Genomic DNA, 23098 nt, shown 5'->3' with positions numbered 1-23098 from the left:
GCCCTTCCCCGATTTCGGGGAGGGGCCCTCTTTCGTTCCTGCGCGGCGCGGCGGCTCAGTCGAGGTGCAGGCCGTGGGCCGCGGCGAAGGAGAGCGCGAGCGTGGTGTCGACCCGGGCACCGCGCAGGTGGGCCTGCACGAGCGCGTCCGCGTCGAGCCGGGCGTCCCGCAGGTCCGCGTTGTTCAGGCGCGCGCCCAGCATCCGCGCGCCGCTGAAGTCGACCTCGCTGAGGTCGCAGCCGCGCAGATCGCACTCGGTGAGGTTGGCTTCCCGGAAACGGGCCCCGTGCAGGTCGACGTCGCGCAGATCGCAGCGCCCCATGGCGACCAGGGTCAGGTCCGTCTCCCGGAACTTCAACGAGCGCAACCTGCAGTCGGTGAAGCTGGAACCGAGCAGGCTGCAGCCGTCGAAGCTGCTCTTGCCGAACACCGTGCGGTCGAACTTGCAGGACCGGAACGCGGTGGTGACGTGCTTCGACCCGTTGAGGTCGGTCCCGGTGAAGTCGCAGTCGGTGAACACGCAGTTGCGGGTGCTCAGGCCGGTCAGGTCCGCATCGGTGAACACGCATTGCTCGAAAGTCCTGCCGGACCACTCCTGATCCGTCAGGATCGCGTCCTGGAAGTCCTCACCGACCGCGTTCGTCATGGCTCCACCCTGGCACGAGCGCCCGACAGCACCGGAGGCACCGTGCACATCAACCGGGTGGTCCCCAACATCAAGACCGCCGACATCGCCGCCATGCGCGAGCACTACGTGCAGGTGCTCGGCTTCGAGGTGGCGATGGACATGGAGTGGATCGTCACGCTCTGCGCTCCCGGCGACCGGTCGCACCAGATCAGCCTGATGACCGAGGACGCCACCGCTCCCGAGCACCCGGACATCTCCGTCGAGGTCGACGATGTCGACGGCGCCTACCAGGCGGCGCTGCAGCGGAGCGTGGAGATCGTGCACCCGCTGACCGACGAGCCGTGGGGCGTGCGGCGGTTCTTCCACCGCGACCCGAACGGCACCGTCGTCAACACCCTGTCGCACCACTGAGTGGTAATAGCGGGTGGATTCGCGCAGCGGGATTCGCGCGGCGGAACTCGCCTACGGGACGACGACGACCGGGCGGACCGCCTCCACCACCAGCGTCGCGGGGACCGTGCCGAGCAGACCCCCTCGTCTGCGCGAGCGGCCGACGACGATCAGGTCGGCGCGGTACTGCTCGGCGACCTGCTCCAGGCCCACCGCCGGGTCGCCCCGGTGGTGCACGAAGTCCCAGTCGATGTCCACCCACTTGAGGTGCGACACGACTTCCTGCTTGAGCTCTTCGACCAGGGATTCGGCGGCTTCGCTGGCGACCGCCACTCCCATCGGCGACCAGTAGGCGACGCCGCCCACCGCCTCGACGTAGACGAGCACGAGACGCGCGCGCTCCCGCCGGGCGAGACCCGCCGCCCAGGCTGCGGCGTGGAAGCTGGCCGGGCTGCCGTCCATGCCGACGACGATGCCGCCCAGACCGTCCTTGCCGATCTCGAATTCACGCTTGGTGCTGTCGCCTTCGGCCACGCGGGAATGGTACTCAGTGCCGGGCCACCGCGAACCCTTCGCCGGGGCGCGAGACGATTCGGCAGCGCGTCTTCACCGCTGCGGGGGAACACAAGTCTCGGATCCCGGAGCCAGACGGCGTCTGAGGTTCCGCTTCCGGCACCGCCCGGCAAAGGGACCGCAGAGCAGTGGTCACTGGTAGCGCTCAGTGGAAGTCACGAGACTCCGAGGGCACGTGGATGTTCAGCTTCTGAAGCCGATCAGCCCGCAGGTTCACCACCGACTCCGTCCGCTCCACCACCCCACGCACCAACAACGCAGCACTGGTCCTCCCCACCTTCCGATACCGAGCCCACAGCCCGGGCGAGCAGACGACGTTGACCGTTCCGGTTTCGTCCTCCAGGTTGAGGAACGTGATCCCGCCGGCGGTGGACGGCCGCTGCCGGTGCGTCACGGCTCCGCCCACCAGCACCCGGGTTCCGTGCTCCACTTCGGACAGTCGTGCGGCCGGCAACGCGCCGAGCTCGTCGAGCCGGGCCCGGACGAACTGCAGCGGGAAGCTGTCCGGCGACACCCCTGTCGCCCACACGTCGGCCGCGGCCTTCTCGACCCCGTCCATCCCGGGCAGGGCCGGGGCGGCCGAGGAGACGGTGGTGCCGGGCAACCGGTCTGGTCGTTCGCGGGCCGCTGCCGCGGCGTTCCACAACGCTTCGCGACGGGTCAGGCCGAAGCAGTCGAAGACCCCGCCGGTGGCCAGCGCTTCCATCTGCGGTGCGTTGAGCCGCACGCGTCGCGCCACGTCCGCCATGTCGGCGAACGGTCCCCGCGCGGCGCGTTCGGTGGTCAGCTCTTCGGCGAGGTCTTCGCCGAGCTTGCGCACCGACGACAGGCCGAGCCGGACGGCCTGACCGCCGGTGCTGGCCGGTTCGGGCTCCAGGTCGGCGTGCACGCGGCTGGCGTTGATGTCCGGGCCGCGCACCACCACGCCGTGCCTGCGCGCGTCGGCGACCAGCGATTGCGGCGAGTAGAAGCCCATCGGTTGCGCTTTGAGCAGTGCCGCGCAGAACGCCGCCGGGTAGTAGCGCTTGAACCAGGCGCTGGCGAACACCAGCAGCGCGAAGCTCAGCGCGTGACTCTCCGGGAAGCCGTAGTTGGCGAAGGCCAGCATCCGCTGGTAGATGCGTTCGCTCAGCTCGTCGCCGATGCCGTTGGCGGCCATGCCCTCGAAGAGCCTGCCGCGCAGGCGTTCCATGCGTTCCGCGGAGCGCTTGGCGCCCATGGCCCGGCGCAGCTGGTCGGCCTCGGACGGGCTGAACCCGGCGACGTCGACGGCCAGCTGCATCAGCTGCTCCTGGAACAGCGGGACGCCGAGGGTCTTCTCCAGCGCACCCGCCATCAGCGGGTGCTCGTAGTTCCAGTCCTCCTCCTCGTTGCGGCGCCGGATGTAGGGGTGCACCGATCCGCCCTGGATGGGGCCGGGCCTGATCAGCGCGACCTCGACGACGAGGTCGTAGAACTCGCGGGGTTTGAGCCGGGGCAGCGTGGCCAGCTGCGCGCGGCTCTCCACCTGGAACACCCCGATCGCATCGGCCTCGCACAGCATCGCGTAGACCTCCGGGTCGGACAGGTCCAGCTCGCCGAGGTCGACGTCGAGGCCGTGGTGCTCGCCGGTCATGTCGATGGCGTAGTGCAGCGCGGAGAGCATGCCCAGGCCGAGCAGGTCGAACTTGACCAGCCCGACCGTCGCGCAGTCGTCCTTGTCCCACTGCAGCACGGTCCGGCCGGGCATCCGCGCCCACTCCACCGGGCACACCTCGCTGACCGGTTGGTGGCAGATCACCATGCCGCCGGAGTGAATCCCCAGGTGCCGGGGGAAACCCATCAGCTCGTCGGCGAGATCGCGCACCGCGGCGGGGATCTCGGAGTCCGCGGGCAACGGCCCCCAGTGCTCGATCTCCTTGCTCCAGGCGTCCTGCTGACCGGGCGAGTAGCCGAGCGCGCGGGCGACGTCGCGCACCGCCGACTTCGGCCGGTAGCCGATGACGTTGGCGACCTGCGCGGCGTGCGTGCGGCCGTACTTGGCGTAGACGTACTGGATGACCTCCTCGCGGCGGTCCGACTCGATGTCGATGTCGATGTCCGGCGGCCCGTCCCGCTCGGGGGCGAGGAACCGCTCGAACAGCAGCTGGTAGCGCACCGGGTCGGCGTTGGTGATGCGCAGCGCGAAGCACACGGCGGAGTTCGCGGCCGATCCCCTGCCCTGGCACAGGATCCGCTCCCTCCGGCAGAAGTCGACGATGTCGTGCACGACCAGGAAGTAGCCGGGGAATTCGAGCTCCTCGATCACCGCGAGCTCGTGTTCGATCTGCCGGTAGGCCTCGGGTGCCGCCTGCGGCGGCCCGTACCGCTCCAGAGCACCGAGGTAGGACAGCTCGCGCAGGTGGCTGGCCTCGGTGTGGCCGGGCGGCACCTCGAACGGCGGCAGCTGCGGGACGACCAGACTGAGGTCGAAGGCGAAGGACTTGCCCAGCTCGGCGGCCCGCTGCACCGCACCCGGGTAGCGGGCGAAGCGCTCGGCCATCTCGGCACCGGACCGCAGGTGGTTGCCCGCCCAGGCCGGCAACCACCCGTCCATGTCGTCCAGGCTGCGCCGCGCCCGGACGGCGGCGACGACGCTCGCCAGCCGGGCGCTCTCCGGCCGCGCCAGGTGCGCGCCGGTGGAGGCCACCGTGGACAGCCCGGCGCGGTCGGCGAGCTCGGCGAGGGCGTCGTTGCGCGCAGAGTCCGCGGGCAGCCCGTGGTCGGTGAGCTCCACGGTGACGTGGTCGCGCCCGAAGAGCCCGATCAGGCGGTCGAGTTCGGCGGCGGCCGCGTCCATCCCCCCGGCCGCCAGCGCCGCCTGGACCGCGCCCTTGCGGCAGCCGGTGAGCACCTGCCAGTGCCCTGCGGCGTCACCCGCGAGCTCTTCGAGCCGGTACTCCGGGCGGCCCTTCTCCTCGCCGCGCAGCTGCGCCGCGCTGATCGCCCGGCACAGCGAGGCGTAGCCGTCGAGGTCGCGGGCCAGCACCAGCAGGTGCCCGCCCTCGGGGTCGGGGATGCCGTTCTGCGGCTGGGTGAGCCCGAGGCTCAGCTCGGCGCCGAACGCCGTGCGCACGTCGTGCTCCTTGGCCGCCTCGGCGAACCGCACGACGCCGTAGAGCCCGTCGTGGTCGGTGAGTGCGATCGCCTCCAGGCCGAGTTGCGCGGCCTCCGCGATCAGCTCCTCGGGGTGCGCGGCACCGTCGAGGAAGCTGAAGTTGGAGTGCGCGTGCAGCTCGGCGTAGGGCACCCGGTCGCCGGTGGGAGCCGGTGTCCTGCCACCCGCGCGCTGCTCGACGCGCGGCTGCGACGGCGTTCCGCCGTCACGGCGCGGCGTCGTCCTGCCGGAGAGCGCCTTCTCCAGCTCCGACCAGCTCTGGGGTGGGTTGAACCAGCTCATGGGGGTAGTGAACTCCTGTTCGAAAGATCAGCGCTACCGAAATGCCGGACTTCCACTCGAACGAGTGTTCGCCTGTCACCGGTAGGCGCCCTGCACCCACCAGTCACCGCGCTCGTGCACCAGGAGCAGCGCCACGTCACCGGAATCCTCGTCGGCGGAACCCGCTTCGTCCGGCGCCAGCACGACCTGGAGCCGGACCAGGGCACGGGGTGGGGCATGCGATTCCGGGGCGGTCTGACCGGAACCACCGGCCAGCAGGTCCACCCACCAGCGCTCGGCCACCGGCCACGGGCCGGCCCACCCGGCCACCGCGCGGGACCTGCCGCCGCCGACCTCGACCCGGTGCGGCGGGGCGGAGAGCCCCGTCCGGCCGGTGATCCACACCGATTCGCCCGACGCGTCGAGCACCCGGGCCGGCCACGGCGCACCCGGCACCACCGTCGGCGAGGGAGCCGGGATCCGCCCCGGCCAGGGCGGTTCGGCGGGGAGCCCTGCGCGCCGCTCATCGCCCCACGGAACGAATCTCACCTGGTCGCGCGGGTCCCGTCCGCCGCCGAGGACTCCGGTCAGCACCGATTCCGGGCCGAGCATGCCCTGCACCCGCGCGAACGCCCTGCCCGCTCGCGCAGCGGCTTCGCCGGTGGCAGCGCTGAGCAGGTCCAGCTGCAGCCCTCCCGCGCCGACGACCTCTTCGGGGCGCAGGCTCAGCTCGTCGAGCCCGGCGGTGGGCTTGCCCTCGCGGTTGCGGCCGTTGAGCCATCCGTCGAGCTGCCAGCGGACCCGGTCGGCGGTGGCGGCCGGTGTCAGCGGCTCCGCGCAGCGCCAGATCCGGTGCAGCTCCTCGCCGTTGCCGGTGCGCGCCGAGATGCCCAACCGGGTGCAGGCCAGTCCGAGATCTCCCAGCTTGGCGTGCAGTTCGTCGGCGAGCGCCTTGGCCACGAACGCGGCCCGGTCCACCCGGTCCACCGGCGGGTCGAGCTCTTCGGTGACGACCAGCTCGGGCGGTGGTCGCCGCCGCTTCACCGGGCGCTCCTCCTGCCCCGTCGCCGCCCGGTGGGCCAGCAGCGCGGCGGGGCCGAACCTGGTCGCCACGTCCGCGCGACCGAGCCCGGCGAACTCGCCCAGGGTGCGAATCCCCAGCCTGCGCAGCAGGTCCACGAGCTCCGGCTGCTGGGCAGCCTGCTTCTGACCGAGCCGGTCGGCGAGCTGCTCGACCTCCTCGATCGGCAGCGGAGCGAGGAATGCCCGGCTTCCACCGGGTTCGACGTGCCTCGCGTGCCGCGCGGCGAGGATCGCGGCGAACAGGCCGTCGGCCACGCCGATCCGGCACTCGACCCCGGTCTGCGCGTCGATCTCGTCGACGAGCTTCTCCGCGGCGACCTCCTCACCGCCGAAGTAGCGGCCGGGACCCCTCGCCGGCACGGCGACCAGTCCCGGCCGGACGACCTCAACTCCGGGGACCAGCTCCTCGACCGCGGTCACGACCGGTTCGAAGAACCGCACGTCTCGCGCCGGATCGTGTTCGCAGACAACGAGTTCCGGGCACCGGCCCTGCGCTTCGCGGCGGCGCATCCCCCGGCGCACACCGCCTTCCCGGGCTGTCGCCGAGCAGGCGACGACCCGATTCGCGGCGAAAACCGCTGCGGGGACGAGCGGTTCGAGTTCGGCAGCGCGCGCAGCGGCCACCACCGGCCAATCCGGGCACCACACGACGATCCTGCGCGCGGACATGTCATTCACCCCGTCACCGCCCGCAGGTGAGCCCGGGCAGCAGGACGTTCCTCGACAGCCGCGATCGAGCCGTCGCAGGAGGGCAGCAGCAACCGGCAGGAGCGCGGCCTCGATGCCGCACCACGCCCTTCGGAGTGCACCGTGACGTCGCGTTCCCGCAGATGCCCGTGCCCGTGACCGAGCCCTCGCCAGCGCGCGCCGGAGCAGCGCAGCTGCACTTCCGCACCGGGCCAGCGGCCGAACGGCAACAGCACAGAACCTCGGTTGCGCGCCCGCGCGGAGAGCCTGCGGGCATCGGCGTCGAGCACCTGCCCGGTCTTGCCGACCACGACCAGGTCGACACCGTCCAGCAGCGCGGCGACCACACCCGCCGGGTCGGAACCCGGCTGCGGCACCACCGCGAGCCGCTCCAGCGACACACCGGCCTCGGCAGCGGCCACTAGGTTGATGCCGGGCAGACCCACCACGGCCGCCCAGGAACCGTTCGCCGTCGCCTCCGCCAGCAGCGCGAAGAGCAGCGACACCGAACCGTGCACCGCCACCGTGCTGCCACGGCGCAAACCTGGCCATGGCAGCACGGTGGCGAGTTCCGCCCGCGTCGGCAGCACCCGGCCCGCACCCGGGACACCGCCCGCCTCGACGCGCGGCACACCCACGGACACCCCGTCAGCCGTGGGCGCGCTCAGCGTCGCCGAAGGCACCGTCGCGGACATCGCCGCCTCCCCACATACGTGACCGCGGTGGGTGCCCGACCCCGGCGCGGGCACCCACGAACACAGCCGCTGCGGGGAAGGCAGCGGTGGAGTCAGCGCTGCGCCTGCACCCGGACCACAGCGCCGAACTCCATCGGAGCGGCCGACACCGGCCGTTTCCGATCTCGAACCTCAGTTCGAATAAATCCATTCAACCTCCACCGGGGCACCCCGTCAAGGCCCATAGCCGGATTGAGTGAACATTCGTTCGAAAGGCCAGGTACGCGATCCGCGTGACCAGGGGTTCGGGGAGTTCGACCGTTGCGGCCGTGGCGGAACGCGCTCGCCCGGACCCGTTCCCGAGAACGCGACGGGCCCCGGACTCGGAAGTCCGGGGCCCGTCGAGGAGGTGCGTCAGTGGGCGAAGTGCCGGGTGCCCGTCAGGTAGACCGGGACGCCCGCCGCCTCGGCAGCGGCGATGACCTCGCCGTCGCGGACCGAACCGCCCGGCTGGACCACGGCGCGCACACCGGCGTCCAGCAGGACCTGCAGGCCGTCCGGGAACGGGAAGAAGGCGTCCGAAGCGGCCACCGAGCCCTTGGCCCGGTCAGCGGCGCGGGAGACCGCCAGGCGAGCCGAGTCGACCCGGTTCACCTGGCCCATGCCCACACCCACGGTGGCGCCGCCGTCGGCGAGCAGGATCGCGTTGGACTTCACCGCGCGGCAGGCCCGCCAGGCGAACTTCAGGTCCGCCAGCGTCGCCTCGTCCACCGGCGAACCCGTCGCCAGCGTCCAGTTCTCCGGAGCATCGCCCTCGGCGTCGATCGCGTCCGAACCCTGCACCAGCACACCGCCGGAGATCGCGCGCATCTCGACCCGCCCGGTCTGCGGCGGCTGGGCCGTCAGGATCCGGATGTTCTTCTTCTTGTTCAGCACGTCCACCGCGCCCTCGGCGTACCCGGGGGCCACCACGACCTCGGTGAAGATCTCCGCGACCTGCTCGGCCATCGCCACCGAGACCTCGCGGTTGGTGGCGATCACGCCGCCGAAGGCGCTCACCGGATCGCACTCGTGCGCCTTGCGGTGCGCGGCGGCGATGTCGTCACCGACCGCGATGCCGCACGGGTTGGCGTGCTTGATGATCGCCACGCACGGCTCGTCGTGGTCGTGCGCGGAGCGCCACGCGGCGTCGGCGTCGACGTAGTTGTTGTAGGACATCTCCTTGCCGTGCAGCTGCGCGGCAGCGGCGAGACCGGTGGCCTCCCCGCCCGAGACGTACAGCGCGGCAGGCTGGTGCGGGTTCTCGCCGTAGCGCAGCGCCGAGCGGCGCTGCCAGGTCTCACCGATCCAGCCCGGGAACGCGGAGTCGTCACCGGTCGGGACCTTGCTCATCCAGGACGCCACCGCCACGTCGTAGGACGCGGTGTGCCGGAACGCCTCCGCGGCCAGCTCGACCCGATCGGTCATGCTGAAGCCACCCTGGCGGACCTCCTCCAGGACCCACTCGTAGCGGCTCGGGTCGACCACGACGGCCAGGTTCGCGTGGTTCTTCGCCGAAGCGCGCACCATCGCCGGACCACCGATGTCGATCTGCTCGATCACCTCGTCCTGCGCCGCACCCGAGGCCACCGTCTGCACGAACGGGTAGAGGTTGACCACCAGCAGGTCGAACGGGGCGATGTCGAGGTCCGAGAGCTGCTGGGCGTGCTCCTCGCGGCGCAGGTCGGCCAGCAGACCGGCGTGCACCCGCGGGTGCAGGGTCTTGACCCGGCCGTCCAGCGCCTCCGGGAACCCGGTGAGCTCCTCGACGGGCGTGACCGGCACGCCGGCATCAGCGATCGCACGCGCGGTGCCACCGGTGGAGACGATCTCCACCCCGGCCGCGTGCAGCCCGGTGGCCAGCTCCAGCAGGCCCGACTTGTCCGACACGCCGATCAGCGCGCGGCGAACCGGACGCCGCTCGTGGGAGTTCGCGGTCACGGGATACTCACCTTCCGTCCCTGCACGGTCCACCCGTGCAACGCCAGCTTTTGAAGAGTGCCGACCAGCAGCCGCCGCTCGACGGCCTTGATCCGCTCGTGGAGGCTCGCCTCGTCGTCCTCGGGCAGCACCTCGACGGCTTCCTGGGCCAGGATCGGCCCGGTGTCCACACCGGCGTCCACCACGAACAGGGTGCAGCCGGTGACGCGGACTCCATACTCCAGCGCGTCCCGCACCCCGTGCATGCCGGGGAACGAGGGAAGCAGCGCGGGATGGCTGTTGAGGTACCGGCCGTCGAAGCGGGCCAGGAAATCGGCCCCGACGAGCTTCATGAACCCGGCGGAGACCACCAGGTCCGGCTCGTGCTCGGCGCAGGCCTCCGTCAACGCGCGGTCCCACTCCTCGCGGGAGGAGTGGTCACCGACCTTGCGGACGAAGGTGGGGATGCCGGCGCGCTCCGCGCGGGCCAATCCCTCGATCCCGTCGCGGTCAGCACCGACCGCGACCACCTCGACCGGGTAGTCGGATTCGCTGGTGGCGTCGAGCAGGGCCTGCAACAAGGTGCCGGAGCCGGAGACGAGCACGACCACCCGCGCCGGGGCAGCGGTCGTGATCCGGTTCGGATGTGCGGCGGTGCTCGGCTGGTCGGGCGTACTCGGGTTCAGCGTTCGCTCCTGACATGCCTCGGCACGATCTCCCCCGCAGCGTAAGACCTGGTTGCGGGGTCGGCTCCGGCAGGGGCCGAGCGTGTGGCCCAGCGCTCACCGCCAGTCGCGGGAAGCGGACTCCTCGTCGCCGGGCTCGACGTCGAACTCATCGGCGGTGACCTCGGAAGCCGAGTCCGAGCCGGCGTCGGATTCCTGCCGAGCGGACGGGATTTCGGCGATCAGGTCGTCGAGATCGGTGTAGTCGAAGTCCTCGCCACGCTCGGCCGGCTCCGGTTCTGGATCGATGTCCTCGTCCTCGTCGAACAGATCGGTGGCGAAGGCGCTCAGCGCCGGGTCGTCGGGCTCCTCCGCGCCGCCCAGCCAGGTCATCACCACCGCCGGGACCGCGAGCCAGCACAGCGTCGTCAGACCCAGCCTCAGCGGGTGGAAGGAGACGTCCCCGATCGGGCCGTTGCCCAGCCTGCCGCCGGCGATCACCGCCAGCACCAGCACCGCCAGGGCGGCCACCGCAGCCGCGACCAGCACGACGACCAGGCGACGCCCCAGCGGACCGGGGACGCGCCGGGCGACCAGCCCCATCGCCATCCCCACCAGCAGCGGGAGGAGGAGCACCGCGGACCACCACACGGCCGCCCCCGAGCTCGGCAGCACCGCCAGCAGCGGCAGGTCCGGCAGTTTCCCCGGCGTGTGCTGCCACGGCTGGAGGACCTGCGGGCCGAGGGAGAAGCCGCTGCCCGTGACGAAGGACCAGCCCGCCAGCACCGCGTTCGGCAAGTACAGCAGCGAGAGCACCGTAGCGCCGACGGAGTCACCCGCCCCGCCCATCCGCGCCATCGAGCCGACCATCTCGGGGGCCGACACCGCGATGGCGGCGAGCAGCACGCCCGCACCGACCGCGACCACGATCGCGATGGTCAGCAACCCGATCCGCAGACCCGTCCACACGTAGGCGTCGGTGCGCTCCCACAGCAGGTAGAACAGGCCGCAGCGGTTGGCGACCCCGGCCGTCGCGGCGACAGCGGCGGTCAGGCCGCAGCTCAGGAACGCCTCGACCGGGACCGCGCTGAAGGGATCGACCAGCAGCAGCGCGAACAGCGCGCCCACGCACGCGTGCACCAGCGCCATGGTCGCGATCACCGGCCACGCCTGGTCCGGGCGGCGCAGCCGGCACCGGCGGGCGACGTGCGCCGAGGCCACGGCCACCAGCAGCACCACCCCGACGGTCGGCAACATCGGCAGCACGCTCAGCGGCGCGCCCGAGATCACCAGTGGCGATTGGTAGAGCATCAGCCAGCCCGGCATCGCGGCCATCAGGATCAGCAGCGGATCGAAGCTCGCCTCGCTGGCGATCCCGACCACCAGGGCGAGCAGCGCGGCGACGGCGAAGAACCCGATCAGCGGCACCGCGCCGACGACGGCGATGAACAACCACCGGCGCAGACCCGCCCTCCGGTCGGCACTTCCGGCGGCCACGACGTGGGGAATCGGATCCAGCGCAGACACGCGACCGAATGTCGCACCACCACTGCTCCGAAAGGCCCCGAACACGCCAGCGACTCCGCCCATCGGGCGATGGGCCTGGACCCTGCGGCAGTTTTAGTCCAAACTGAGCGGACATAACGGACATGATCATGGCTCGGTTTGGACTAAAACTGGGGCCTGGCGACGTCGCACCCCTTAGTCCCGAGGTCCTGAGGTCCTGAGGTCTCGGGGTGTCAGCTTCCCGGCGTGTCGGGGGTTGGGGTCTCGGGGTTAGAAGGTTGAGGAGTTGTTTCCCGGGTGCGGCATTTGGCGGGTTCCCTGGGGGCCGCCGCCCTGGTCCTGATCCGACTTCGGTTGCTGGGACGGCTGCTGCCTCGACGGCTGGCCGTTCTGGGGTTGCTGAGGGCCCTGCCCACCTGGGGGTTGGCCGTTGTGCTGCTGGGGCTGGCCTGATGGCTGCGCACCGCTGTGGCTCTGCGCGTTGTGCCCCGGCTGACCGGACTGCTGACCCTGGTGCCCCGTCTGACCGCCGGGCTGCTGGCCCTGCGGGTTGTGCTGCTGCCCTTGGCCGGGCTGCTGGGGTGGGCCGGATTGTCCTGCGGGCCTAGGGGTGTCGGGGTTGACCGCGGCGAAGCCGTCGGACGAGGGGTTCCAGCCGCCGGGAGGGGAGGCCGGAGCCGACTGCTGCGGGGCCGAGGGCTGCTGGGCGGGCTGACCACCGCTGGCCGGGTTCCACGGCGGCGGTCCGCCGAACTTCGCGCCGGGAGCGGGCTGCCCCTGCGGACTCCAGCCCGGACCGGGACGCGCACCGCCGGGCCCTCCAGCACCGCCGGGCGCACCAGGACCGCCGGGCCCTCCGGGACCGCGAGGACCGGGCTGGCCCTGCGGGAACCGCTGACCCTGCGGGTGCGGGCCCGACCCGCTCGCCGGACCCGACGAGCCCGACTTGATCACACCGCCCTCGATCAGCAGCACGGCGAGCACCGAGCCCACCTGCGCGAGCGCCAGCACCATCAGCACCGAGACCAGTCCCGACGCGGTGTTGCGGAGGACGTCCTGCAGCAGTGCGAGCGCGGCGTAGGCCGACAGCGGCACGGCCACGAACAGCGCGTCCGGGGTCTTGGGCACGAACCGCAGTCCCGCGAGCGCAGCGGACGCGATCAGGCCGAAGCCGGCCATGCTGCCCATCAGGGCTCCGACGCCGTCGTCGAAGAACCCGAGCAGGTAACCGACGGCACCGGACCCGGCGGCGACGAGAGCCAGGATTTCTCTCAGCTCGAAGGACCCACGACGCCCGTCTGCGTTCGACTGCTGCGGATATGGCGCGGACATGGCTGGATCGGACTCCTCGAAGGCACTCGATCGGGCGTGCTGATCGACGGTACCGAATACCGGCGGTCAGCAGGGCGGCCCGGCCGTGTTGCTCCGCCTCGACTGGCGAAGATCGCCGGGAAAGCCGTCGGGGCCGGGCCCCCGGAGGGAACCCGGCCCCGAAGGACGCACGAGGTCGTTGCGGGTCTCAGCCCTTGACGATCTCGCGCATCAGGTTGGCGGTCTCGCTCGGCGTCTTGCCGACCTTGACGCCCGCGGCCTCCAGGGCCTCCTTCTTCGCCGAGGCGGTGCCCGACGAACCGGAGACGATGGCGCCCGCGTGACCCATGGTCTTGCCCTCCGGCGCGGTGAAGCCCGCGACGTAGCCGACCACCGGCTTGGTGATGTTGGCCTTGATGTAGTCGGCCGCGCGCTCTTCGGCGTCGCCACCGATCTCACCGATCATCACGATGGCAGCGGTCTCCGGGTCTTCTTCGAAGGCCTGCAGCGCGTCGATGTGGGTGGTGCCGATGATCGGGTCACCACCGATGCCGACGGCGCTGGAGAAACCGATGTCCCGCAGCTCGTACATCATCTGGTAGGTCAGCGTGCCCGACTTCGACACGAGACCGATCTTGCCCGGGCCGGTGATGTCGGCCGGGATGATGCCGGCGTTGGACTTGCCGGGCGAGATGATGCCGGGGCAGTTCGGCCCGATGATCCGGGTCTTGTTGCCCGTGGCGTTGGCGTGCGCCCAGAAGTAGGCCGAGTCGTGCACCGGGATGCCCTCGGTGATGACCACGGCCAGGCCGATCTCGGCGTCGATCGCCTCGATGACGGCGTCCTTGGCGAACTTCGGCGGCACGAAGACGACCGACACGTCGGCGCCGGTCTCCTTCATCGCCTCCTGAACGCTGCCGTAGACCGAGAGCTCCTTGCCCTCGATCTCGACGGTCTGCCCGGCCTTGCGGGCGTTGACACCGCCGACGATGTTGGTGCCGGAGCGCAGCATGCGAGCGGTGTGCTTGGTGCCTTCAGAGCCGGTGATGCCCTGAACGATCACCTTGCTGTTGTCGTTGAGGAAGATAGCCATATCGCCTCACGCCCCCGCTGCGAGCTCGGCGGCCTTGTCGGCCGCACCGTCCATCGTGTCCACCACGGTGACGACCGGGTGGTTGGCCTCGGCCAGGATGCGGCGGCCCTCGTCGACGTTGTTGCCGTCGAGGCGGACGATCAGGGGCTTGGTGGCCTCGTCGCCGAGGATCTCCAGAGCCTGAACGATGCCGTTCGCCACGGCGTCGCACGCGGTGATGCCGCCGAAGACGTTGACGAACACGGACTTGACGTCCGAGTCGCCGAGGATGACGTCCAAGCCCGCGGCCATGACCTCGGCGGAGGCGCCACCGCCGATGTCGAGGAAGTTCGCCGGCTTGACGTTGCTGTGCTTCTCACCGGCGTAGGCGACGACGTCCAGAGTGGACATGACCAGACCGGCACCGTTACCGATGATGCCGACCTCGCCGTCCAGCTTGACGTAGTTGAGGCCCTTGGCCTTGGCCTTCGCCTCGAGCGGGTTCTCCGCGTCCTTGTCCACCAGATCGGCCTGCTTGGCCTGGCGGAACGCGGCGTTCTCGTCGAGGGTGACCTTGCCGTCGAGGGCGATGACCTTGCCCTCGGGGTCCTTCACCAGCGGGTTGACCTCCACCAGAGTGGCGTCTTCGGCGACGAAGGTCTCCCACAGCTTGACGATCACGTCGGCGACCTGATCGGCGACCTCGGCCGGGAACTTGGCGGCGGAAACGATCTCCTTCGCCTTGTTCAGGTCGACGCCCTCGATCGGGTCGATCGCGATCTTCGCCAGAGCTTCTGGCTTGGTGGCCGCGACCTCTTCGATCTCCATGCCGCCCTCGACCGAGGCCATCGCGAGGAAGTTGCGATTCGCGCGGTCGAGGAGGAAGGAGAAGTAGTACTCCTCCGCGATGTCGGAGGCGGTCGTGACCAGCACCTTGTTGGTGATGTGGCCCTTGATGTCCAGACCGAGGATCTTCTCGGCCTTGGCCTGGGCCTCATCCGGGTTCTCGGCCAGCTTCACGCCGCCGGCCTTGCCCCGGCCACCGGTCATGACCTGGGCCTTGATGACTACGGGCCCACCGAGTTCTTCGGCTGCTGCCTTGGCCCCTTGCGGGTCGGTCGCCACGGTGCCGGGCAGCGTCGGCACGTCGTGGGAGGCGAAGAGCTCCTTCGCCTGGTACTCGTACAGGTCCACGCGACTCTCCTGCGACGTCGGTGTCGGACTCGATGACGATATCGACCTGCGATGACGCATGGGGCGGCGCACCTGGTGAACTGCCTCACCTGAGGTAGGGCGTCAAGCCTGGATCGACCCGTCCAACGCGGGGAATCGCCTTCTGGGCAGGCGCGATATCTCCGTTCGCGTGACGAACGGAACAGGCGCCGTGACGGCGTGCAGCCCAGTTTCGGGCACCGTCGCGGTGCCCACAAGACGGCCGGCCGGGTGAACTCAGTCGGTGCGTCCGGCCGTGGCGCGAGCGGCGAACGCCGTGCCGAGCAGCACCACGACGCACCCGAGCCCGAGCCACAGGCCGAGCCCGGGAGCGGAGCCGGGCAGGCGCTCGGCGGTCAGCGGGTGTTCCAGCACCCGCACCCCCACCAGCAGCGCCGCACCGCACAGCAGCGCCGCGGCCTGGCCGGGACGGCACATCGGGGCGAGCGCGGTCGCGCCGACGACCGCGGCGAGCGCGAGCACGAGCCCCCACGAGGTGGTGCCGAAGTCGGTGAACACGCCGGGCGCGCTGTAGCCGGGAGCCGTCAGGACCGGCAGGCTGAACGCTCCGGCGCCGAGGACCAGTGCGACCAGCGACGGGGCGAGCACCGCGCGGCGCATCGCCATCTCGGTGAGGTCGACGTCGTCGCGCTCCACCGCTCCGGCGATCGCCGCGAACACCGCCGCGGCGGCGGCGAACAGCACCGACGCACCGGCGGCCCAGGCGCCGAGACCCGCTGCGGCACCGGCGGCCTGGACGGCGGTGAACACCGCGTCCAACGATCCCGCCGCGGCCAGCGGGACCGCGGCCCACAGCACGGTGAGCACCGGGCGGATCAGCAGCGCGAACTTCGGCAGCAGCATCCCGGCACCGGCCAGGCCCAGCAGGATCCCGGCGGGCAGCAGCAGTCGAGCCGGGTACTCCGAGGGGTCGCGGAGCCCGTAGGGCATCGAGACGTGCGGGGTGAGCGCGGCGAGAACCGCGACCGCCCCGGCCAGCAGAGCGAACACCCCGGCGAGGGTGAGCAGCCGGGTCAGCGCGGGAAGTCGCAGGTCGTCGACGTCCTCGGAGCCCTCGCCACGGCCGGCCCGCAGCCCGAGCAGCAGCAGTGCCGCGGTGGCCAGCAGCCCGAGCAGCGGCCCCCAGGCGAAGGTCACCTCGTCGAGCACCAGCACGGACACCAGCGGCGGCAGGACCACGGCGAACAGCGAGAGGGCGACGCCCAGCAGCCCGCCACGAGCGAAGTCCAGGTCGGTCGATCCGGCGAGCAGCCCGGCGGCGCAGGGGACGGCGATGGCCAGCAGCGCGCTGCCGATGAGCACCGGGAGCGGGCCGTCGAGCGCGGTTTCGGCCGGCAGGTAGGGGTCGTCGGAGGAGAACGGGGCCATCAGCACCGCGACGGCACCGAGGACTCCGGCGCACAGCGCCGTGGTGAGCAGGCCCTGCCGCTGCGTTCCAGCGCCGGACTCGCGGGCTCCCCACGCGGCGAGAACGCCCGCTACGAGCACGATCACGTGCCCGGCGGCCAGCAGCCACCAGCCGATCGCGGGTTCGAAGTTGATCAGCGAGGTGGCGCGGAGCAGCTCGGGGCGGGCCGCCATGCCGGCCTCCGTCGCGAACTGGACGTCCTGCGCGAGCCGTCCCGGCGCGAAGGCGGCCGGCCCGACGAGCACCGCGGCAGCGGCCACCGGGACGCCGTTGCGCGCGAGCACCGCGGACAGCGCGGGGGCGAGCAGCGCGAGCACCAGCAGCAGCGGCCAGGCCGGGTAGGCGGCGGCGACCGCGGGAGATGTGAGGCCGATCAGCGGCCCGAGGCCGGTGAGCGCGGCACCGAGGAAGGCGAGGGCGATCGCGATCCGCAAGCGGCCGGAGGTGTCCGGCGTCGGCTGCGGATCCGTGGCTCCGGCGGGGGCCGCCGATGCAGACGAACCGGACGGAAGGTCATGCCGCGCAGTCACACGCGCAGACGCTAGCAACCGGGTGAGGGTCGCGGGACAGCACCCGCAGTCGCAGCGCGGGTTTCGGAAGGTCCCGCACACCCGATCAGCGCCCGAACGGAGCATCTTCGACACGCCGACAAGACGCTCTTGAGGTGTGACTTGCAACACGAACAACCCACCCCGGGTGACCGGATCGGTTCCGAAATTCGGGTCCGCTGGGCCGTTCGGCATCACCGGTGGCGATCACGAACCCGCAGGTGGCTCCGCTGCGCGACGACCACGCGCAGTGTTCGCGCAGCGGCGGGGAACCGCCTTGCGACGGACCTCTCGACCACGCGCGGTCGACGACGCGTCACAGATCGGGATTTGCCCCTAGGGGATCAGCTTGGTTACTGTCCCCCGGTCCGTTGTCACGGTCTGATCACGAAGGACAACCTTCGGCCGGTTCCCCGACCGGCACCCGGAAATCCCCGTTCCGGGCCCGCTGGATCAGGCTCCCCGAGACGGAAGGGCAGGCATTGGCTCACCACCGCTCCCCCGGCGGCGTACGACCCGTTCCCGGCTATCCGGAGGTGTCCCCCGACGACTCCTCCAGCAAGCGGGACCGGAGCCGGGGTGCTTCAACAGCATCGGCCTGGCGCGGTCGCGTCGTAGTCGCCGCAGTCGCGGCGGGCGCATTCGCAGCAGCGGGCCAGTCGCTTGCAGCCGGCGAAGGCAGCGCCTCCGCCGACAACGACGACTTCAACCCCTCGGATGCCGCGGGTTCGTTCAACACCGCGATGGCCGGGGACTCCCCCGCTTACAACGGGATGGGCGGCAGCGCTCCCGCGCCCGCCATGCTCCCGGTCGCCAAGAGCTCCGACGTCAGCTCCGAGATGGAGAAGCTGACCAAGAGCGAGCGGATCACCGAGGCGCGCGAGGCAGCTCAGCGCGCGGCTGAGGAAGCCGCCAAGCAGCCGAAGTTCCACGTTCCCGCGATGGGCAACTTCACCTCCGGGTTCGGCGGCCGCTGGGGCACCACCCACTACGGAATCGACATCGCCAACGCCAAGGGCACGCCGATCATGTCGGTCGCCGACGGCGTGGTGATCGAGGCCGGACCGGCGAGCGGCTTCGGCCTCTGGGTCCGGGTCCAGCACGAGGACGGCACCATCACCGTCTACGGCCACGTCAACACCATCACCGCCGACGAAGGCGACAAGGTCAAGGCGGGCGACCAGATCGCGACCATGGGAAACCGCGGCTTCTCCACCGGCACCCACCTGCACTTCGAGGTGTGGAACGCGGGTGGCAAGAAGATCAACCCGCTGCCGTGGATGCGCGAGCGGGGCATCTCCCCGACCTGATCACGAGCATTTCCCCGAGGTTCGGCGACCATCCCGCGGTCGCCGAACCTTTTTTACGCGCTGCTGACGCCCCTCCCGCCGCGATCGCAGTAGCGTTGCGCCGTGGCCGAACAGATCCGCTTGACCGGAGCGCAGCAGACGCTCCTCGGTCCCCTCCACGCACGCGCCCTCGACAGCCGCCGCGACGACCCGGTGCTCGGCGACCGCGCAGCCGAAGAGCTGGCGGCGCGCATCGATTTCGACTTCTCCCGCCTGCGACTCGACTCCGGCGACATGATGGCTGTGGTCCTGCGCGCCAAGGAGATCGACGACAGGGCGCGGGAATTCCTCGCCGAACACCCGGATGCGGTCGTGCTGCACCTGGCGTGCGGCCTCGATTCCCGGCCGTTCCGCCTCGACGTGCCCGCGGAAGCCCTGTGGTTCGACGTGGACATGCCCGACGTCGTCGAGCTGCGCGACCGGCTCTACCCGCACGTCCGGGACAACCACCGCACGATCGCGTCCTCGGTGACCGAAACCGGCTGGCTGGACGAGATCCCGGCCGGTCGGCCGACCCTGGTCATCGCCGAGGGCCTGACGCCGTACCTGACCGAGGCGGACGGGGTCGCGCTGCTGCGGCGGCTGGTCGAGCGGTTCGGTCGCGGGGAGATGCTCTTCGACGTGGTCGCGCCGTGGACCGTCCAGGCCGCGAAGTACTCGGGATTCCTCCGCAGCACCGGCGCCAGCTTCCACTGGGGCGTGCGCGACCCGCACGACCTGGAGGTCAAGGTGCCCGGCCTGCACCTGCGCAAGGCGGTCGCGGTCACCACGCTCCCCGGGGTCGCGAAGGTCGCGCCGCGCGACCGGTTCATCGCGAAGGCGATGAACAACGTCGCACCGCTGCGCGACGCGATGCGGGTGGTGCACTTCGGCTTCGAGCGGGAGAAGCGGATCCCGATCGAGCTGACCGGACCGGCCGCGACGATGCTCGCCACGCTGTACCTGCGCGCCCTGGACAACCGCGCGCCGGAGCCGATGCTGCACGACCGGTGGGCGGACGACGCCGTGAGCCGCGTCGACTACGACTTCACCCGGTTCGGGATGCGCGCGAACAACGCGATCTCCGTGGCGATCCGCGCGAAGGCCATCGATGACCAGGTGCGCGGCGCGCTGCGCCCGGGCATGACCGTGCTGCACCTGGGCTGCGGCCTGGACAGCCGCTTCGAGCGGGTGGACCCGCCCGCCGACGTCCAGTGGTACGACGTCGATCAGCCCGAGGTCGTGGAGCTGCGCAGGCAGCTGTTCCCGGCCTCGAAGAACCGGCACGTCATCGGCAAGTCGGTGACCGACCCGGGCCTGCTGGCCGAAATCCCTTCCGATCAGCCGGTTCTCGTCGTGGCCGAAGGATTGGTGATGTACCTGACCGAGCAGGACGGGCACGCCCTGCTGCGACGGATCGTGGACCACTTCCCCGGCGGGGAGCTCATCTTCGACGCGTTCAACGCGCTGAGCATCCGGCTGAACAACAAGGCGAACCCCGCGGTGACCCGCTCCGGATCCCGACTGCACTGGGCCATCGACGATCCGCACGACCTCGAACGCGACATCCCCGGTTTGCAGCTGGTGTCGGAAGGGTCGTTCCTGGACGCCCCGGAACTCGCCGCCTACCCGCTCCCGGCCAGGATCGCGTTCCGGACCGCGTCCAGGATCCCCGCCCTCAACCGCCTCGGCAGAGTCCTCGACTACCGCTTCTGACCGCCTGAGGCCAATCGCGACCCGAAGGCCCCTCGCGCTGCGAAATCCCGGGCAAATCCCAGTTTTAGTCCAAACTGAGCCGACATTTCGGACATGATCATGGCTCAGTTTGGACTAAGGAGTCGTTTCAGAATGCGGCGGAGCCGCTGTTTCAGGTGTGGGACTCAGCTGGCACCGCCGCGGGTTCTCACACGTCGTCTGGCGAGTACGCCGCGACGCCGTGTATTGGCATACATCAGGAGTGGCGCACGGAGTCCAGGCGGCGTGTGAGGTTCCGCTACCCGCACCGCCAAGCAAGGTGATTCTGCAACGACCCCTAAAACTGGGAGCTGGTGACATTCGGGGCCCGGTGATGTCCAGGTCTGGGTGGTGTTCGGTCAGAGCTTGGTGAGGGGGACGCTGCCGATGAGCATGAGCTTGACCGTGCCGGCAGTGCCGAAGTCGATGGTAGCCGTGGCGCGGGGGCCTTCGCCGTCGGTGGAGACGACCGTGCCCAGGCCGTACTTGTCGTGGGTGACCTTGTCGCCCGCGTCGAGCTTGAGGGCGACCGTGTCCTTCCAGCCCTTCATGCTCGTGCTGCGCATGCCGCGCTCGGCCAGGCCCGCCTGCGCCGAATCACCGCCGGTGCGGTCGAAACCGCCACCGCCGCCCCGGCTGCCCCACGTGCTGCGGACCTGCGGAGCGGCGCGCTCGGGCTCGATGCGCCGCCAGTGCATCAGCTCCTCGGGGATCTCGGTGAGGAACCGCGACGCCGGGTTGGTCATCGGCTGCCCCCAGGCCGAGCGGATCATCGCGCGCGACAGGTAGAGCCGCTGGCGGGCGCGGGTGATGCCGACGTAGGCCAGCCGCCGCTCCTCGGCGAGCTCGGCCGGGTCGCCCAGGGCCCGGGTGTGCGGGAAGACGCCGTCCTCCCAGCCGCCCGAGAAGACCACCGGGAACTCCAGGCCCTTGGCGGTGTGCAGGGTCATCAGGGTGACCAGGCCGTCGCCGGTCTCGGGCAACGAGTCGGCGTCGGCCACGAGGGAGACGCGCTCCAGGAACGCGCCCAGCGAGTCGTCGGCCAGCGGGTCCTCGTCGTCGGCCTCCGGGCCCACGCCCGACACCACGGCCTCCGCGGACGGCGAGGCCTCGGCGTCCTCCGGCAGCGGGGCCCCGGCGCGGGCCTCGGTGAACTCGCGGGCGACGGTGATCAGCTCGGTGAGGTTCTCCAGCCTGGTGGCGTCCTGCGGGTCGTCGCTGGCGTCCAGCTCGCCGCGGTACCCGGTGCGCTCCAGGAGCGCGTCGAGGGTTTCGGCGACGTCGTTCTCCGCGGCGACCTGGTGCAGCTCGTCGAGCAGCTCGACGAACCCGGAGATCGCGTTGCGCGCGCGGGTGTTGAGCAGCGGGACCTGACCGGCGGCGGCCTTGCGCAGCGCGGTGGCGAAGGAGACCCGCTCCTGCTCGGCATGCACGGCGACCACGGCCTCGGCGCGGTCGCCGATGCCGCGCTTGGGCACGTTGAGGATGCGCCGCAGGCTCACGGTGTCGTCCGGGTTGTCGAGAACCCGCAGGTAGGCGAGGGCGTCGCGGACCTCGCGGCGCTCGTAGAAGCGGACTCCGCCGACGACCCGGTACGGCAGGCCGAGGCGGATGAACACCTCCTCGAACACGCGCGACTGGTTGTTGGTGCGGTAGAAGACCGCGATGTCGTTGAACGTGGCCTCGCCCTGGTCGACCAGCCGGTCGATCTCGCCGGCCACGAAGGCGGCCTCGTCGTGCTCGTTGTCGGCGACGTAGCCCACGATCTGCTCGCCGTCACCGGCGTCGCTCCACAACCGCTTGTCGCGGCGGTTCGGGTTGCGCTTGATCACCGCGTTCGCGGCCGACAGGATCGTCTGCGTGGAGCGGTAGTTCTGCTCCAGCAGGATGCTGCGCGCCTGCGGGTAGTCGCGCTCGAACTCCTCGATGTTGCGGATCGTGGCGCCCCGGAAGGCGTAGATCGACTGGTCGGCGTCACCGACCACGCACAGCTCGGCGGGCTCCACGCCACTGTCCGACGCCGACGTGCCGACCAGCTCCCTCACCAGCACGTACTGCGCGTGGTTGGTGTCCTGGTACTCGTCGACGAGCACGTGGCGGAAGCGGCGGCGGTAGTGCTCGGCGACCGCGGGGTGCTGCTGCAGGAGCTCCACCGTGCGCATGATCAGGTCGTCGAAGTCCATCGCGTTGGACTCCACCAGCCTGCGCTGGTAGGCGGCGTAGACCTGGGCGACCTTGCGCTCCATGTCGTTGCCCGCCCGCTCGGCCGCGTCCTCCGGCGTGAGCAGCTCGTTCTTCAGGTTCGAGATGTTGATGGCGAGCGTCCGCGCCGGGTAGCGCTTGGAGTCCAGGTCCTGCTCGCGGGCGATCATGGTGACCAGCCGCTTGGAGTCGTCGGAGTCGTAGATCGAGAAGTTCGACGACATGCCGAGCGTCTTGGCCTCGCGGCGCAGCACCCGCACGCACATCGAGTGGAACGTCGACACCCACATCACGTTGGCGCGGCGACCGACCAGGTCGGCGACGCGCTCCTTCATCTCGGCCGCGGCCTTGTTGGTGAAGGTGATCGCCATGATCTGACCGGGGTGCACCCCGCCCGCCAGCAGGTAGGCGATGCGGTTGGTCAGCACCCGGGTCTTGCCCGATCCGGCACCGGCCACCACCAGCAGCGGCGACCCGGAGTGGGTCACGGCATCGCGCTGCTGCGGGTTGAGGCCGACCAGCAGCGCGTCCGGATCCGGACCGGACCGGGAGCTGGGCGCGGAGGGCTGCGCGACCGAAGGATCGTCGCCGTGCCATTCGAGATCGAGGGGGGTGCTCATCGCTGGTCCACGTTACCGAACCCCCCGGACAGAACCCGAATCTGCCGGTCGCGCAACACGATCAAGGCCCGCGTTCCTCG

At 70.9% G+C, this 23098-nt stretch carries 16 protein-coding genes; 3 read left to right on the top strand and 13 right to left on the bottom strand.

Annotation, left to right across the window (positions count from 1 at the left end; translation table 11 throughout):
- Positions 1 to 55 precede the first annotated feature (55 nt).
- Positions 56 to 646 (bottom strand): pentapeptide repeat-containing protein, encoded by a 591-nt coding sequence (locus tag ACYVF3_RS09000; protein WP_461153700.1) that lies wholly within the window; start codon positions 644 to 646, stop codon positions 56 to 58.
- 42 nt (positions 647 to 688) lie between these two features.
- On the opposite strand from ACYVF3_RS09000, the gene ACYVF3_RS08995 reads away from it, so the two are divergent.
- Positions 689 to 1039 (top strand): VOC family protein, encoded by a 351-nt coding sequence (locus ACYVF3_RS08995; RefSeq protein WP_461153699.1) that lies wholly within the window; start codon positions 689 to 691, stop codon positions 1037 to 1039.
- A gap of 51 nt (positions 1040 to 1090) precedes the next feature.
- On the opposite strand, the gene ACYVF3_RS08990 is transcribed toward ACYVF3_RS08995, so the two are convergent.
- The 11 genes from ACYVF3_RS08990 to ACYVF3_RS08940 form a co-directional block, all read right to left on the bottom strand.
- A complete protein-coding gene (locus ACYVF3_RS08990; protein WP_207918820.1) occupies positions 1091 to 1552 on the bottom strand; it encodes a universal stress protein in 462 nt (153 codons plus the stop codon).
- Between the two features lie 184 nt (positions 1553 to 1736).
- The gene (locus ACYVF3_RS08985) at positions 1737 to 5009 is read right to left on the bottom strand and encodes an error-prone DNA polymerase (protein WP_461153698.1); all 3273 of its coding nucleotides are present in this window, start codon (positions 5007 to 5009) and stop codon (positions 1737 to 1739) included.
- Positions 5010 to 5084: 75 nt separating this feature from the next.
- Positions 5085 to 6740 (bottom strand): DNA polymerase Y family protein, encoded by a 1656-nt coding sequence (locus ACYVF3_RS08980; protein WP_461153697.1) that lies wholly within the window; start codon positions 6738 to 6740, stop codon positions 5085 to 5087.
- Between the two features lie 5 nt (positions 6741 to 6745).
- Positions 6746 to 7453 carry a hypothetical protein gene (locus ACYVF3_RS08975; protein ID WP_461153696.1) on the bottom strand — a complete coding sequence of 236 codons (708 nt, stop codon included), beginning with the start codon at positions 7451 to 7453 and terminating at the stop codon, positions 6746 to 6748.
- A gap of 393 nt (positions 7454 to 7846) precedes the next feature.
- Entirely contained in the window at positions 7847 to 9412 is a 1566-nt protein-coding gene (purH, locus tag ACYVF3_RS08970) for a bifunctional phosphoribosylaminoimidazolecarboxamide formyltransferase/IMP cyclohydrolase (RefSeq protein ID WP_461153695.1), read from the bottom strand.
- The gene (purN, locus tag ACYVF3_RS08965; RefSeq protein WP_461153838.1) at positions 9409 to 9996 is read right to left on the bottom strand and encodes a phosphoribosylglycinamide formyltransferase; all 588 of its coding nucleotides are present in this window, start codon (positions 9994 to 9996) and stop codon (positions 9409 to 9411) included. Before purN ends, purH begins: the two co-directional genes overlap by 4 nt.
- Positions 9997 to 10173: 177 nt before the next feature.
- Positions 10174 to 11583 (bottom strand): cell division protein PerM, encoded by a 1410-nt coding sequence (locus ACYVF3_RS08960; protein WP_461153694.1) that lies wholly within the window; start codon positions 11581 to 11583, stop codon positions 10174 to 10176.
- 249 nt (positions 11584 to 11832) lie between these two features.
- A complete protein-coding gene (locus ACYVF3_RS08955) occupies positions 11833 to 12894 on the bottom strand; it encodes a DUF5336 domain-containing protein (RefSeq protein ID WP_461153693.1) in 1062 nt (353 codons plus the stop codon).
- Between the two features lie 187 nt (positions 12895 to 13081).
- The gene (gene sucD / locus ACYVF3_RS08950; protein ID WP_461153692.1) at positions 13082 to 13966 is read right to left on the bottom strand and encodes a succinate--CoA ligase subunit alpha; all 885 of its coding nucleotides are present in this window, start codon (positions 13964 to 13966) and stop codon (positions 13082 to 13084) included.
- A 6-nt stretch (positions 13967 to 13972) separates the two neighbouring features.
- The gene (sucC, locus tag ACYVF3_RS08945) at positions 13973 to 15139 is read right to left on the bottom strand and encodes an ADP-forming succinate--CoA ligase subunit beta (protein WP_461153691.1); all 1167 of its coding nucleotides are present in this window, start codon (positions 15137 to 15139) and stop codon (positions 13973 to 13975) included.
- 255 nt (positions 15140 to 15394) lie between these two features.
- A complete protein-coding gene (locus ACYVF3_RS08940) occupies positions 15395 to 17116 on the bottom strand; it encodes a hypothetical protein (protein WP_461153690.1) in 1722 nt (573 codons plus the stop codon).
- Positions 17117 to 17616: 500 nt separating this feature from the next.
- On the opposite strand from ACYVF3_RS08940, the gene ACYVF3_RS08935 reads away from it, so the two are divergent.
- Positions 17617 to 18444 carry a M23 family metallopeptidase gene (locus ACYVF3_RS08935; protein WP_461153689.1) on the top strand — a complete coding sequence of 276 codons (828 nt, stop codon included), beginning with the start codon at positions 17617 to 17619 and terminating at the stop codon, positions 18442 to 18444.
- A 102-nt stretch (positions 18445 to 18546) separates the two neighbouring features.
- Positions 18547 to 20178, top strand: coding sequence for a class I SAM-dependent methyltransferase (locus ACYVF3_RS08930; protein WP_461153688.1), 1632 nt, complete (start codon positions 18547 to 18549; stop codon positions 20176 to 20178).
- Positions 20179 to 20555: 377 nt separating this feature from the next.
- On the opposite strand, the gene ACYVF3_RS08925 is transcribed toward ACYVF3_RS08930, so the two are convergent.
- Complete coding sequence (locus ACYVF3_RS08925; protein WP_461153687.1) at positions 20556 to 23018, bottom strand: UvrD-helicase domain-containing protein; 2463 nt, start codon at positions 23016 to 23018, stop codon at positions 20556 to 20558.
- Positions 23019 to 23098: the final 80 nt, after the last annotated feature.

It is taken from the genome of Saccharopolyspora tripterygii, assembly GCF_054778355.1.
The sequence above is the reverse complement of the archived record's forward strand: the minus strand, read 5'-3'. Positions and strand labels throughout refer to the sequence as shown.

Bases quoted from the DNA above. Each gene is read 5' to 3' on its own strand.
- ACYVF3_RS08955 (WP_461153693.1), bottom strand. From the start codon at position 12,894: ATGTCCGCGCCATATCCGCAGCAGTCGAACGCAGACGGGCGTCGTGGG.
- ACYVF3_RS08985 (WP_461153698.1), bottom strand. From the start codon at position 5,009: ATGAGCTGGTTCAACCCACCCCAGAGCTGGTCGGAGCTGGAGAAGGCG.
- ACYVF3_RS08975 (WP_461153696.1), bottom strand. From the start codon at position 7,453: ATGTCCGCGACGGTGCCTTCGGCGACGCTGAGCGCGCCCACGGCTGAC.
- ACYVF3_RS09000 (WP_461153700.1), bottom strand. From the start codon at position 646: ATGACGAACGCGGTCGGTGAGGACTTCCAGGACGCGATCCTGACGGAT.
- ACYVF3_RS08925 (WP_461153687.1), bottom strand. From the start codon at position 23,018: ATGAGCACCCCCCTCGATCTCGAATGGCACGGCGACGATCCTTCGGTC.
- sucD (WP_461153692.1), bottom strand. From the start codon at position 13,966: ATGGCTATCTTCCTCAACGACAACAGCAAGGTGATCGTTCAGGGCATC.
- ACYVF3_RS08980 (WP_461153697.1), bottom strand. From the start codon at position 6,740: ATGTCCGCGCGCAGGATCGTCGTGTGGTGCCCGGATTGGCCGGTGGTG.